The organism is Actinomadura fulvescens (genome assembly GCF_039533225.1).
Lineage (GTDB): Bacteria > Actinomycetota > Actinomycetes > Streptosporangiales > Streptosporangiaceae > Spirillospora > Spirillospora fulvescens.
Map to the genome: position 1 here is coordinate 147,498 of NZ_BAAATD010000011.1, position 13,378 is coordinate 160,875.

Here is a 13,378-nt window from a genome sequence, read left to right on the forward strand (position 1 = left end):
GTGCGAGCACAACCGGACCGCGCCCGGAATGTGCCAGGGTGGCCCTGTATCGCCGGGCGATGGCACCATGAGCCGGGTCCCGCGTGGAGGTGACGGGCGATGACGACGAACGGCCGGACCGGCTCCGACCGCCGCGCGATCATGCGCACGGTCGTGCTGCGGCTGTCGGACCGCCTTCCCCAGCTCGCGGACCGGCTCTCCACCGAGATCCGCGGCGGCGCGGGCGGGCATCGCCCGTGGAGCCGCGACGACGATCTCCGGGAGGCGTGCGTCACGGGGCTCGGGCACAGCCTGGCGACGATCCTGGACCCCGGCCGCGGGCGGGCCGATCTGTGGTGGGCCGAACGGCTCGGCCGGCGGCGGGCCGAGCAGGGTCAGCCGCTCGACCAGCTGCTGCGTTCGTACCGGCTGGCCGGGCGGGTGTTCTGGGAGGCGGTCGTCGAGGTGGCCGACCAGGAGGACCCGGCGTACCTGCCCGTCCTCCTGCGCGAGACCAGCCGTACGTGGGAGGCCATCGACCAGCAGTCCGGCGCGATCATCTCGGCCTACCACCGGACCGAGCAGGAGCTGCTCCGCCGCGGCGAGGAGAAGGTGCGGGCGGCGATCGACGCCCTGCTCGACGGGCGGGGCACCAACGGCGGTGTGCTCGCCGACGCGGTGTCGCTGCTCGGGCTCGCGGCGCAGGGCAGGTACGCGGTCGTCGTGCTGAGCCGGCCGCTGCCGGACGCCGCGGGACCGTCCCGGCCCGATGAGCGGAACGGGATGCGCTTCCTCTGGCGGATGCGCGCCCAGGGGCAGGTCGCCTTGGTCTCACTCGGCTCGGCGGATCTCGACGAGCTGGCCGAGGCGCTGCGTCCGCACGTCCTGGAACACGCGGGCGTGAGCACGGTCGTCGAATCCCTCGCCGACGTGGGAGCCGCCCGCCGCCTCGCCGAGACGGCCCTGCGCACCTGCCGGGCGGACGGCGCCGAGGTCGCCGTGCTCGAACGGCGGCTGCCGGAGTCGCTGCTGGCCGCCCAGCCCCGGCTCGCGGCACGGCTGGACGAAACGGTCCTCGGCGCGCTCGACACGCTGACGCCCGCGCACCGCGACGAACTGCTGGACACGCTGATCGCGTGGCTCGACGCCGACGGTTCGGCGGCTCAGGCGGCGAAGGCGCTCTACTGCCATCCCAACACCGTGCTCAGCCGCTTGCGCCGCATCGAACGGCTCACCGGGCGCCTGCGCGGGCGGCCACGCGATCTGGTGGAACTCGCCCTGGCGTCGAAGGCCAGACGCCTGTCCGGCGACGGCCGCGAGACGCGGCCGCCGCCGGAGCGGTGATCATCAGGAAGGACGTCAGGTGAGCGGGCAGGTCTCCTGGAACTCCGAGACGGTGGAGTCGCTCGGGATCGGGCAGAGGAACTTGTCGTAGCGGGTGTCGTCGTCAACGAACCGCTTCAGCCACGACAGGCTGTATTTCGCGATCGTGGTGTTGCTGGTGTTGGGAGCGAGGTGGGAGGCGCCCCTCAGCTCGATGTAGGCCCGTTCCCGCGCGGAGGTCAGCGACCGGTAGAACGGCTCGGAGTGCGACGAGACCGGGGCGACCGTGTCGTTCTGCGCTCCGATGATCATCGTGGGGACCCGGACGGACGACCAGTTCTTGGTCGTGTTCCAGGGGGTGAGCGGGATGGCGGCCTTGAGCGCGGGCATGTCGTTCGCGAGCTCCAGCGTGCCGCCGCCGCCCATCGAGTGGCCCATGGCCGCGAGCCTGCTCATGTCGATGCGGCTACGGACGGAGCTGCGCTGGGTCAGGTACTCCAGCGCGGCCGCGAGCTGGCGGCCACGGCTGGCGGGCTGGTCGAACCGGGAGAGGGTGTCGATGGTGAAGATGACGAAGCCCTGCGAGGCCAGCCGCGGCCCGTACCAGGCCATGGTGCTCTGGTCGGCGGTGAAGCCCGGCGCGATGGCGACGGCACCGAACGTGCCCTCGGCGGTGCTGGTCGGGTAGTAGATCGTCCCGCCGCCGAAGCCGGAGACGCTGATCGAGGAGACGCTGGTCTGGGACGTGGCGAACGAACCGCGCGATGCCGTGATGCTCTGCGGGGTCGGGTCCGGGCCGCGCTCGTAGGGGTTCTCGGCCGCCGCGGCGGCGCTCAGCGCGACGCTGGAGGCGGGGGTGTCCGCCGCGGTCACCACGGTGACGGCGGCGGTGGCCGTGCCCGTGAGGGCCAGCGCCGCCAGGCCGAGGCCGAACCGCTTGCGGGTACGCGTCGGGCGGGATGGGGTGGGGGGTCGCACGTCGATGCACTCCTGAGTGGGGGGAACCAGCCCGGTTTGACCCGTTTACGGCTGGCTTCTACGGATATCGACGTCCGCAATTGTCGAGACCCCGCATCATCCGCGCATCGGCGAAATCACCGGTCTCGCATCACCGGTCTCGCACCACCGCCGGCTCGGCGCGACCCCGGCGCACCAGATGCCGTCAGGTGCCGTCAGGTGCTGCTGGCCCCCGGGACCACCAGGCCCGACTCGTACGCCAGCATGACGGCCTGGGCGCGGTCGCGCAGGCCCAGCTTGGTGAAGACCCGGGCGACGTGCGTCTTGACGGTGTGCTCGCTGACCACCAGGCGGGCGGCGATCTCGCCGTTCGAGAGGCCTCCGGCGATCAGCACCAGCACCTCGGTCTCGCGGGCGGTCAGCGTGGCGAGCTCCGCGGGGGCCTGGGGACGGTTGCGGCGCTGCGTCGTGAACTCGCGGATCAGGCGCCCGGTGACCTGCGGGGCCAGCAGCGAGTCGCCGCGGGCGACGACGCGTACGGCCGAGACCAGCTCGTCGGCGGTGGCGTCCTTGAGGAGGAAGCCGCTGGCGCCCACCGACAGGGCCTCGTAGACGTACTCGTCCACGTCGAACGTGGTCAGCACCAGCACGCGGACGCCGTCGGCACCGGGCTGCGCCAGGATGCGCCTGGTGGCCTCGATGCCGTCCATGCCCGGCATCCGGATGTCCATGACCACGACGTCCGGCCGGCCGGCCTCGGCCAGCCGCACCGCCTCGCGGCCGTCACCGGCCTCGCCGATGACGGAGATGTCGGGCTGGGCGTCCAGCAGGGCGGCGAAGCCCGCGCGCACGATCGTCTGGTCATCGACGATGATCACCTTGATCATCGTGTCGGCTCCAGGCGGAGCTCAGCGATGGCCGGGTGCCTCAGAACCGGGATCACGGGTCGGGTTCCCTTCCCTCGACAGCGGGAGCTCGGCCTCCACCAGGTAACCGCCCGCCGTGGCCGGCCCCGCGGAGAAACGTCCGCCCAGCATGGTCGCACGTTCCCGCATCCCGACCAGCCCGTGTCCGCCGCCGGAGTCCGCGGGAGGCGCGGCTTGGAGACGAGTCTGCCCGGTCTGACGCTCCGGCGCGCCGCCGGGTTCCACGTCATCTCTCCGCGTGGCGGCCGGATCGCGGTTCAAGATCATGGTCGGCGCCGAACCGCCGTCGTCCCGTACCCGGACGGCCAGCCGGTCGGGCAGGTAGGTCAGATCCACGTGCACCTCGGCGCCGGGCGCGTGCCGCCGCGCGTTGGTGAGCGCCTCCTGCACGATCCGGTACGCCGACAGCTCGACCGTGGTCGACAGCGTGCGGGGGTCGCCGTGGACCTCCAGATCCACCCGGCCGCCCGCGCCGCGATGCTGGTCGATCAGGTCCGGCAGCCGGTCCAGCCGGGGCTGCGGCGCCGTCTGCGACTCGGGCTCCGGCTTGGCGTCGGCGCGCAGCACGCTGAGCAGCCGCCGCATCTCGACCAGCGCCTCCCGGGCGGTCTTGGCGATCTCGGTGTAGCCCTCGCGGGCCTCCGGGGACAGGTCGTCCATGGTGTACGGGGCGGTCTCGGCCTGTACGGCGATCATCGACACCGAGTGGGCGACCACGTCGTGCAGCTCACGGGCGATGCGGGCCCGTTCCCGCATGACCGCCTGCTCCCGCTGGACGGCGGTCAGGCGTGTAAGGGTCTCGTTGTTGCGTTCCGCCGCCGCCGCCTCCGTACGCCCGGCGCTCTCCACCGCGCGGCGGGCGTCGCCGAGCCCGATCGCGGCCAGTACCGCGACCACGGGCGCCGGCCAGGGGATCTCGTCCAGCGTGGTGGTCGCGAAGTAGACCACCGCGACCGTGGCCAGGCTGCCGACCGCGAGCGCCCCGGCGGACTGGCGCGGCAGCCGCCGTCCCAGCGCGTACAGCGTGTAGAGGGCCGCGAAGGTGGTGGTGATCAGCAGCCCCTGCCCGGTCAGCAGGCTCGCCGCGAACGCCGCGAGCGCCACCGCCGCGACGGGCCGCAGATACTCCTGCCGCCACACCAGCGGCAGCGTGGCCGCCACCGCGAACCCGCCGGCCACGCTCAACGGCGATCCGGTACGCGGCGCGAGCTCGGCGAGAGCGGCGATCGTCAACGCCAGCCCGGTGAGCGGCGCGAAGTACCAGGACGCGGTGAACTCTGCCCAGGCGTTGATCCACCGCGGCAGCGGCGCGGTGCGTGTCGTGGGTCCCGGCAGCACCGCGGTGCCGTCCGGCGCCATGGCGGGAGCGCCGTGCTGGCGGCGGCCCGGACCGTACAGCTTCGCGCCGAGGCTTCTGCCGACCGGGCTCAGCAACCGGCCGAGCCCCGTGATGATCCACAGGAGCAGCTGCCCGAGACCGGCGACGATCCGCCCGGACAGGCGCCAGGCATGGTGGGCGAGCGCCGGCCCGAACTCGGCGGCCATCGGCGTGGACTGCTCCCCCCGCGCGGCCGGATCGCCGGTAGGCGGTGGGTGGCCACGCGTACGGCGCGGGGCGTTGCCGGAGTGGTTGTCGCTGGTCACTCATCCATACTGTCCCTTTTACCCTGATGCTCACCTCACCGTGCGGTGTTATGCGCGAGCCCCGAGTCCCCCTAGAGGACGACACCGTTTCCCTCCTTTTGGGGGACGTAAGGACGATCCGGCCGAAAGTAATGTCTTAACTGTGACCGACGCGGCAGCCCCACCGACATAGGGGGTTCGGCGGAGCTGCCGTGGGTCACACCAAGAACCGTCCGGCTTCAGGGGTCCGGACGGGGAGCATGGGAAGGCGCCCTCGCTGGTCGTCCGTGGGCGTGTCTCTCCGAGACACGGCCGGTCCTACCTGGGCTGGGGTCGATCGGCGCGAAACGGCCGGCCGGCGAGGGAAACGCCTTCCCCTACCCCACCAAAGCCGTTCATCAAAAGAACACGAATCAAACAAACGGCTCCCGGGCGAGAAGTCTCGCCCGGGAGCCTTTGTGTGTCGTCACGAGGAGGGTGTGGGGGTCTCCGGGGTGGACGTGGGCCTCTTGGGCTGGGCGTCGTCGAGGGCGGGCTCAAGGTAGATCAGGCGGGCCTCGGGGAACTGGGCCCTGATCTTGGCTTCGGCGGCGTCGATGCCGCGGGCGACCTCGGCAGCCGTGTCGTCGTGCTGCACGGCGATCTTGGCCGCGATCAGCATCTCCTCCGGGCCGACGTACTGCGTCCGGATGTGGATGACGCGGTCGACCTCCTCGACCGACTCGAGCGCCTCGACGATCCGCTCCTCGGCCTCGGGGTCCGCGCCCTCACCGATGAGCAGGCTCTTGGTCTCGATGGCCAGGATGATCGCGATGGTCGCCAGCAGCACGCCGATGGCGATCGTGCCGACGCCGTCCCAGACGAGGTTCCCGGTCAGGACGGCCATGGTCACGCCGAGCAGCGCGAGGATCAGGCCGACGAGAGCGCCCAGGTCCTCCAGGAGGATGACCGGCAGCTCGGGAGCCTTGGACCGGCGGATGAACTGCCACCACCCGCGCTCACCGCGGACCGCGTTGGACTCCTTGATGGCGGTGCGGAACGAGAAGGACTCCATGATGATCGCGATGATCAGCACGCCGAACGCCCAGCCCGGGGAGCTCATCTTCTCGTCCTTGTTGTGCAGCGCGTGATCGATCTTGTGGTAGCCCTCGTACAGCGAGAACACCGCGCCGATCGTGAACAGCACGACGGCGACGACGAACGCGTAGAAGTACCGTTCCCGGCCGTATCCGAAGGGGTGCTGGGGCGTGCGCGCCCGCTTCGCGCGCTTGCCGCCGAGGAGCAGCAGGCCCTGGTTGCCGGAGTCGGCGACCGAGTGGATGCCCTCCGCCAGCATCGACGACGAACTGGTGAACGCGAACGCCACGAACTTGGCGGTCGCGATCCCCAGGTTGGCGACCAGCGCGGCGACGATCGCCTTCGTCCCGCCTTCTGCACTCATCTACGCAATCCTCGCCTTGAGCTCTTGGATGGCCGGCACGGGCGTGGGGTCCACGCCCAGCGCGATGGCCAAGTAAACCGTCACATAGTCCCCGAGCGCGATCAGCGTAGCGATCCTTTCCAGCGGATGCTCCCCCTCCGCGGCGATCTCGGTCACCGCGACGCCGCGGTCGCGGGCCAGGCCGATCGAGACCTCGCGCCGCTTGAGCACCTGCGGGTGCTCGTCGAGGTCGCGCAGCACGACCAGATGGAGCCCGTTGTCGACGTCGTCGGCGCGGTCGCGGAAGAAGTCGGCCGGATCCGCGGAGCCGCCGGAGCTCCCCGAACGCCCGAAGAAGCCGTCGAACGCCATCACCTGGTTGTGGTCGGCCTCGGGCAGCTCACCGTGCACGCCGGGGTATTTGGCGTTCTCGTTGAGCTGGCAGCAGAAGCGGTAGGCGGCGGTGCCGGCGAGCGGCGACGTGCCCCAGACCATCGGGATGTCACCGGCCAGCTCCAGCGCGACGCGCTTGGCCGGGTTGACGAACGACTCGCTCCCGGGACGGCAGCGATGGGAGACGTCCTCCAGGAGCGTGGCCGTGGACTCCAGCACCTCGTCCGGAACGTCGGCCAGCCCGAGCGTGCGGGCCGCGAGCAGCAGCGGCACGGTCAGCCCCCACAGCGTCGCGCGCGGCTGGCCCACCGAACGCACCGGGACGAACAGCGCACGGCTCTGCGCGGCCATCTCCGAGAGCGGGGAGTCGGCGCAGCCCACGAAGAGCAGCCGGGCCCCCCGGCGGGCGGCCTCGACGGCGACGGAGAGCGTCTCCTCCGTCCCGCCCGAACACGACACCGCGATCACCAGGTCGGCGGCGCCGACCCAGCCGGGCAGCCGGTAGCCGCGGACGGTCACGATGGGAGCCGCGCAGCCCAGACCGCAGACCGCGGCCAGGACGTCGCCGGAGATGCCCGAACCGCCCATGCCGGTGACGACGATCGCCCGCGGGCGGCCGTCCTCGGCGAGGCGGTCGATGCCCGCTTCGACGGCCGCGCGCGCGGCCTCGCGGATCTGCGCCGCCGACGACGCGACCTGGCGGAGCATCCCGCCCGGATCGGCCGCCTCGATGGCCGCGGGGTCGTCCAGTGCGGCCGGGTCGGCCGCGTCAGTCACCGTCCACCCCGTTCACGGGGCGGGGGTGCGGGCCTCGTCGACGAGGAGCACCGGGATGTCGTCGCGTACGGGATAGGCGTAGCCGCAGGAGCCGGTGCAGACCAGCTCGCTCGCCCGCTCGTCCTCCCGCAGCCCGCCGCCGCAGTTGGGGCAGGCCAGGATCTCCAGCAACCAGGAGTCGAGCCGCACGGTCACTTCCCCCTCACGATCGCCAGGACCTCGTCGCGGACGGCGGCCATGGTCTGCTCGTCGTCGGCCTCGGCGTTCAGCCGGAGCAGCGGCTCGGTGTTGGAGGGCCGCAGGTTGAACCACCAGTCGGCGGCGCCGACGGTGAGCCCGTCGAGCTCGTCGATCGTCACGCCCGGCCGGCCCGCGAACGCCTCCCGGACCTGCTCGGTGGTGGCGGCCTGGTCGGCCACCTCACTGTTGATCTCGCCGGACGCCGCGTACCGGTCGTACTCGGTGAGCAGTTCGGACAGCGGCTGCTCCTGCCCGCCGAGGGCGGCCAGCACGTGCATCGCGGCCAGCATCCCCGAGTCGGCGAACCAGAAGTCGCGGAAGTAGAAGTGCGCCGAGTGCTCGCCACCGAACACCGCGCCGGTCTCGGCCATCGTCTGCTTGATGAACGAGTGGCCCACCCGCGTGCGCACCGGGGTGCCGCCGTGCTCGGTGACGACCTCCGGCACGGACCTGGACGTGATCAGGTTGTGCACGATCTTGGAGCCGGGGTGCTTGGCCAGCTCGCGGGTGGCCACCAGGGCGGTGATCGCGGACGGCGAGACGATCTCGCCCCGTTCGTCCACGACGAAGCACCGGTCGGCGTCGCCGTCGAAGGCCAGGCCGATGTCGGCGCCGGTCTCGCGGACCTTGGCCTGCAGGTCGCGCAGGTTGGCCGGCTCGATCGGGTTGGCCTCGTGGTTGGGGAACGTGCCGTCCAGCTCGAAGTAGAGCGGCACCAGGTCGATCGGCAGGCCCTCGAACACCGACGGCACCGTGTGGCCGCCCATGCCGTTGCCCGCGTCCACCACGACCTTGAGCGGGCGGATGCCCGACAGGTCGACCAGCGTCTTGAGGTGGTCGGCGTAGCCCTTGAGCAGGTCGCGCTCCGTGACCGTGCCCGGCTTGCCGTCGTAGGCGGGCACGCCCTTCTCGACCAGCTCGCGGATCTCGCCGAGCCCGGTGTCGCGGCCGATCGGCTTGGCGCCCGCGCGGCACAGCTTGAGGCCGTTGTACTTGGCCGGGTTGTGGCTGGCGGTGAACATGGCGCCGGGCAGGTCGAGGCTGCCGCTGGCGTAGTAGAGCATGTCGGTGGAGCCGAGCCCCGCCTCGACGACGTCCGCGCCCTGGCCGGTCGCGCCGCGCGCGAAGGCCTCGGCCAGCGGAACCGAGGACTCCCGCATGTCGTGGGCGGTGACGACGGCGCTTGCGCCGGTCACGCGTACGAACGCGGCGCCGACCGCCTCGGCGGTCTCGGCGTCCAGTTCCTCCGGCACGATGCCGCGGATGTCGTACGCCTTGAAGATCTTGGCGAGGTCGCCCACTCCTGCTCCCTATCCGAAAAGGCTCTGCCGCGTGCGGCACTCCTCGTGCGAGTTCCGAGCCTACCGGTGACCGTCCCCACAGCCGGTCACGCCTGGGCGAACGCGCGTGGTCAGTCCTGAGGGGTGGGGGTCCCCGCGGAGTCGGAGCGCAGGACCCGCAGGTGGCCGCGGCGGCCGACCTCGGTGCCCTGGCCGACGGGTTCCTGACGGCCGCCGGTCGCGGGCTTGGCGGCCTCCCGTACGGCGTCCGCGAGGGCTTCCAGATCGTCGTCGCTGGGCTCGGTCTCGGCGCCGACGGGCAGCCGGACGAGTTCCCACCCCATGGGGGCGGTGAGCCGTTCGGAGTGCTCCGCGCACAGGTCATAGCAATGCGGCTCGGCGTACGTGGCGAGCGGCCCCAGTACCGCGGTCGAGTCGCGGTAGACGTACGTGAGCGTGAAAACTGCGGGCGCCTTGCAGGCGGTGCGGGAGCAGATGCGGACGGGGCTCACGATGGCCGACCGTACCCCCCTCCCGCCGCCTCCGCCACCACCCGCGTACACGTGTCGCCGTTACCGGGCTATTTCTGACGTAGCGGCTACATTCCGTGCGGTGATCGCGGCGGCGTGTCGGCGGTGCCGAGCCAGCGGGCGATGGCGGCGCCACGGGAACGGACGCCCAGCTTGGCGAAGATGCGGTTGACGTGGTTCTTGACGGTGTACTCGGAGACGACCAGCAGCGCGGCGATCTCGCCGTTGGAACGGCCGCGGGCGATGAGGTCCATCACCTCGGCCTCGCGCCGGGAGAGCCCGAGCTCGGCCCGCCGGTCGGCGGGCCGGGGCCGCCCCGGCGGCCCGTCGCCGCTCCCGTCGCGCAGCGCCGCCACGACGGCACGGCTGGCCTGCGGGGACAGGGGGCTGCTGCGATCCGAGACCGTGTCCACGATGGCCTGGACGAGCTCGTCCGCGCCGAACGCGCCGTGGACGAGGTAGCCCGACGCGCCGTTGCGGATCGCGGCGCCGATCACCTCGGCGTCCGAGTCGTACGAGAGCATGAGCACCTTGGCCAGCCCGCTCAGCGGCCCGGCCGCGGCCACCCCGTCCATCACGGGCATCCGCACGTCCAGCAGGACGAGGTCGGGGCGCACGCGCCGGGCCAGCTCGATCGCCTGGGCGCCGTCGGAGGCCTCCCCGACGACCTGGACGCCGCCCGACTCCAGCAGGGTCGTCAGGCCCGTCCGGACCACGGGATTGTCGTCCACCACGAGCACCCGGACCGGGCGCGGCTCCTGGGAGGTCATGAGGCCCGTCTTTCCGGCGGGGGCGCCGCCGCGGCCGGAGACGGCAGCGAGGGAACGGTGACCACGATGGTCGTCCCGGCCCCCGGGCGGGAGTCGACGGTGAGCCTGCCGCCCACCTGACGTGCGCGTTCTTCCATTCCGACGAGCCCGTAGTGGCCGTCACGCGTGTACAGGCGCAACCCCTCCCCCGACGGCACGGCGAACCCCCTGCCGTCGTCCCGTACGGCCAGCTCGACGCCCTCCGCCGCGCGGGCGAGGCGGACGTCGACCCGGCGCGCGCCGGCGTGCCTGGCGACGTTGGCGAGGGCCTCCCTCATGATCGAGATGACCTCGTACCGGACCATCAGCGGCACGTCGTGGTCGCCGGGCGTTCCGGGGACGACGTCGAAGCGGACCGGGATCCGGTGGTGCGCGCTCCATTCGGCGGTGATCCGCCGCACCGCCACGTCCAGCGGCAGCGTGCAGGCCTCGTCCCGCAGGTCGGCGATGAGCCCGCGGGCCTCGCGCGTGGCGACCTGGAGGGCGGCGACGATGTCGCGCGCGGTGTGCTCGGCCCTGTCGGGCGAACGGCGGATCCAGGTCGGCAGCGCGGTGGCCGACATCGTGATGCCGTGCAGGGTCTTGGCCAGCGAGTCGTGCATCTCACGGGCCAGCCGGGTGCGTTCCTCGGCCGCCGCGGCGGCGGTCCTGGCGTTGCGCAGCGCCGCCTCGGCGTCGGCGTACTGGTCGAGCAGCCGCCGCAGGCACACCCCGGCGCAGGCCGCGACCGGGTAGAAGCCCGACAGCAGGATCGCCGTGTCCGGACGTCCCGTGACCGGCTCCCCCAGTGCCACGGCCGCGTAGCTGAGGGCGATCTGGGTCACGCAGACCACCAGCACGGGGCGCCAGGAGTACAGGACGCCGGCGATCGCCGAGGTCGACACCGTGAACAGGAAGAACGCGCCGAAGACCCCGCCCTGGACGAGGACGGCGGCGGCCGGCACGGCGTCCGCGCAGCACAGCACCGGCCAGCGCACGAGCCAGGTCAGGACCGGCCGCCAGGCGAGGACGGCGGCGGTCGACAGCACGGCGATCGTCGCCGCGGTGAGGACGAGGCCCGCGTCCAGCCGGGCGGCGGGCATCAGTGCCAGCGCCATGGCGAGCCCGAGCAGCCGCAGCGAGAGCACCGACCGGAACGCGACCCCCAGCCGCACCCAGGTGGTCGAGCCGTTCACGGGCGCACCGGCGTTCATGGGCACACCGGGTCGCCGTCGGCGATGCGCATGCCGTCCGACCGCCGGAAGAGCCCGATGAGCCGGCGGAAGTTGTCGATCTTGAAGGCGCAGCCCGCGGTGGCCCGCGTCGCGGTGCGCAGCTCCGGCGCGATCGTGCCGTCGAAGTCCAGCACGATCACGTTCACCGGGCGCTTCCGGTCGTAGGACCGCCTGACCTGCCGCAACGCCGCGGGGTCGGCGGGTCCGCCGCCCTTGTCCGCCCCCGAGGTGAGCACCAGCACGACGTTGAGCCTGTCGGGCACGTAGGTGCGCGTCACCTCCCGCTGCGCCGCCCGGATCGCCTCGTACAGGCGAGCCCTGCCGTCCGTTCTCGGCCGGACCTTCCGCAACGCCCCCTGCAGCCGCAACCGGTGGGCCACACCGCCGGTGTCGACGTCGCCGAGCTCGCGGACGGGGGCCAGCGGGACGTACGGGCGCCCCCGGCCGGTCGACACCGTCCACAACCCGAACGCGCTGCGGTCGGCCATCGCCGCGAACCCCGCGCCCAGCGCGTTCATCATCTTGGTCAGCGGCTCGGCGGCCGGTTCGGCCCGCCCGCCCGCCGGGGGCCGACGGACGATCTTCGGCTGGTCCACCACGACCAGGATGTTGGTGACCCGCGCGAAGGCCTCCCAGACCCTGCGGATGCGTTCCGCCGCGCCCGGCCCGGCCACCGCCATCCCGCCGGGCGCCTGGGCGGTGCCGACGGGTCCGCGCAGCCCCACCCGCTGGAGGTCGCCGATCGTCCGGGCGGAACGCAGGGCGGCTCGGAACTCCAGGGCGATGCGCCTCTTGTCCGGGTTGGTCGTGACGACCGCGAAGGGAAAGTCGAGGTAGGGCGTGCGGTCGTCCGGGTAGACGGCGCGCATGCCGCCGGTGGCGGCGGCCGCACCGCGGTTCTGCGACCACACCAGCTGCTCGGGCAGGACGGCCACATGTACGTGCCCGTCGGTCTTGTTCTCGGCACGCAACCGTCGTCCGGCCCCCGCCGCGGGCAGGAGCTTGGTCGTACGGAGCTTCCTGGCGAAGCCGTCGAGCCCGCCGGACGTCTTCTCCAGCGCCAGCAGGGTCGCCATCCCGGTGCCCGTCCTGTCCGGGTCCAGCATCCGCAGACGCAACGTTCCAGCCGGACCGACGTTGCCGACGCCTGCCCTGCCGTTGCCGTTGCCGGGGGTCGCGTCGCCGCCGCCCTTGCGGGACCGGACGCCCGCCGTGAGTTCCTGCCAGGTCAGCTTCTCCAGGCCGGGCTCGGCGGAGCCGTCGGGCCGGGCCGGCAGCGCGAAGACCAGCGGCGAGGACGCGACCGAGACCACGTCCTTGCCGGGAGCCGCCCGCTTCGCCTTGGACCGTGCGAGGTCGACCCACAACGACGAGTCGGGAAGCCAGGCGTCCGGCGGAGTCCGGCCGCCGGCGAACGACGCCGAGGTGCGATCGGAGTCTCCGGCCGCGACCCGGACCATCGCGCACCGCGCCTTGGCCCGCTGGTCGGCGTTGTAGCGCTCGGCCACGGTGGTGGCGGCGGGGGCGATGACGGGATCCACCGTGACGGCGAGCCACTGCGTCCGCCCGTCGCAGCCGGGCCCGCCGCGTGTCAGCGCCCAGCCGCCGGCGCCGAGCAGCAGACCGGCGGCCAGCGCGATGGCCGCCGCGACGGTGAGGCGATCGTGGTTACGCCGGGGCTGGACCATCGGGCCGGCCCCCGGCGGGGACCATGGGGATGATCCATCCATGTCAGTCTCCCCGGACGGCGCCGTAGAGCAATGTCGTCCTCGCGCCGCCCACTGTGGCATAGCTTCCCGAACAAGATCAGACGAATGCGCTCAATTTCTGACGAAAGCGCCCAACTCCCCCTAGATCACCAGTCAGAGGGCGTGGGCGCTGACCCGTTGTCAATGGCCAGGGAAGGA

At 72.5% G+C, this 13,378-nt stretch carries 12 protein-coding genes; 1 reads left to right on the forward strand and 11 read right to left on the reverse strand.

Annotated elements, in window-relative coordinates; genetic code table 11:
* The first annotated feature begins 99 nt into the window (after positions 1-99).
* The gene (locus ABD333_RS34410; protein ID WP_344546728.1) at positions 100-1,323 is read left to right on the forward strand and encodes a PucR family transcriptional regulator; all 1,224 of its coding nucleotides are present in this window, start codon (positions 100-102) and stop codon (positions 1,321-1,323) included.
* A 15-nt stretch (positions 1,324-1,338) separates the two neighbouring features.
* Here ABD333_RS34410 and ABD333_RS34415 read toward each other — a convergent pair whose 3' ends face one another.
* From ABD333_RS34415 to ABD333_RS34465, 11 genes are all read right to left on the reverse strand, one after another.
* A complete protein-coding gene (locus ABD333_RS34415; RefSeq protein ID WP_410558534.1) occupies positions 1,339-2,280 on the reverse strand; it encodes a dienelactone hydrolase family protein in 942 nt (313 codons plus the stop codon).
* Positions 2,281-2,474: 194 nt separating this feature from the next.
* Positions 2,475-3,146, reverse strand: a complete 672-nt coding sequence (locus ABD333_RS34420; RefSeq protein WP_344546729.1) for a response regulator — start codon at positions 3,144-3,146, stop codon at positions 2,475-2,477.
* Positions 3,147-3,167: 21 nt separating this feature from the next.
* Positions 3,168-4,829 (reverse strand): sensor histidine kinase, encoded by a 1,662-nt coding sequence (locus ABD333_RS34425; RefSeq protein ID WP_344546730.1) that lies wholly within the window; start codon positions 4,827-4,829, stop codon positions 3,168-3,170.
* Between the two features lie 445 nt (positions 4,830-5,274).
* Positions 5,275-6,249, reverse strand: a complete 975-nt coding sequence (locus tag ABD333_RS34430; protein WP_344546731.1) for a cation diffusion facilitator family transporter — start codon at positions 6,247-6,249, stop codon at positions 5,275-5,277.
* Positions 6,250-7,398: a bifunctional phosphoglucose/phosphomannose isomerase gene (locus ABD333_RS34435; RefSeq protein WP_344546732.1), complete on the reverse strand. Its 1,149-nt coding sequence runs from the start codon at positions 7,396-7,398 to the stop codon at positions 6,250-6,252.
* A 12-nt stretch (positions 7,399-7,410) separates the two neighbouring features.
* Positions 7,411-7,593: a Trm112 family protein gene (locus tag ABD333_RS34440; protein ID WP_425546956.1), complete on the reverse strand. Its 183-nt coding sequence runs from the start codon at positions 7,591-7,593 to the stop codon at positions 7,411-7,413.
* Positions 7,590-8,939 (reverse strand): phosphomannomutase/phosphoglucomutase, encoded by a 1,350-nt coding sequence (locus ABD333_RS34445; RefSeq protein ID WP_344546733.1) that lies wholly within the window; start codon positions 8,937-8,939, stop codon positions 7,590-7,592. The genes ABD333_RS34440 and ABD333_RS34445 overlap by 4 nt, the downstream gene beginning before the upstream one ends.
* A gap of 110 nt (positions 8,940-9,049) precedes the next feature.
* Positions 9,050-9,430: a DUF3499 domain-containing protein gene (locus tag ABD333_RS34450; RefSeq protein ID WP_344546734.1), complete on the reverse strand. Its 381-nt coding sequence runs from the start codon at positions 9,428-9,430 to the stop codon at positions 9,050-9,052.
* A gap of 86 nt (positions 9,431-9,516) precedes the next feature.
* The gene (locus ABD333_RS34455) at positions 9,517-10,218 is read right to left on the reverse strand and encodes a response regulator (protein WP_344546735.1); all 702 of its coding nucleotides are present in this window, start codon (positions 10,216-10,218) and stop codon (positions 9,517-9,519) included.
* Positions 10,215-11,450, reverse strand: a complete 1,236-nt coding sequence (locus tag ABD333_RS34460; protein ID WP_344546736.1) for a sensor histidine kinase — start codon at positions 11,448-11,450, stop codon at positions 10,215-10,217. The genes ABD333_RS34455 and ABD333_RS34460 overlap by 4 nt, the downstream gene beginning before the upstream one ends.
* On the reverse strand, positions 11,447-13,201 hold the full coding sequence (locus ABD333_RS34465; protein WP_344546737.1) for a substrate-binding domain-containing protein: 1,755 nt from the start codon (positions 13,199-13,201) through the stop codon (positions 11,447-11,449). Before ABD333_RS34465 ends, ABD333_RS34460 begins: the two co-directional genes overlap by 4 nt.
* Positions 13,202-13,378: the final 177 nt, after the last annotated feature.

Excerpts from the sequence above, each read along its gene's own strand:
- ABD333_RS34410 (WP_344546728.1), top strand. The coding sequence starts at position 100 with ATGACGACGAACGGCCGGACCGGCTCCGACCGCCGCGCGATCATGCGC.
- ABD333_RS34420 (WP_344546729.1), bottom strand. The coding sequence starts at position 3,146 with ATGATCAAGGTGATCATCGTCGATGACCAGACGATCGTGCGCGCGGGC.
- ABD333_RS34430 (WP_344546731.1), bottom strand. The coding sequence starts at position 6,249 with ATGAGTGCAGAAGGCGGGACGAAGGCGATCGTCGCCGCGCTGGTCGCC.
- ABD333_RS34455 (WP_344546735.1), bottom strand. The coding sequence starts at position 10,218 with ATGACCTCCCAGGAGCCGCGCCCGGTCCGGGTGCTCGTGGTGGACGAC.
- ABD333_RS34460 (WP_344546736.1), bottom strand. The coding sequence starts at position 11,450 with ATGAACGCCGGTGCGCCCGTGAACGGCTCGACCACCTGGGTGCGGCTG.
- ABD333_RS34465 (WP_344546737.1), bottom strand. The coding sequence starts at position 13,201 with ATGGATGGATCATCCCCATGGTCCCCGCCGGGGGCCGGCCCGATGGTC.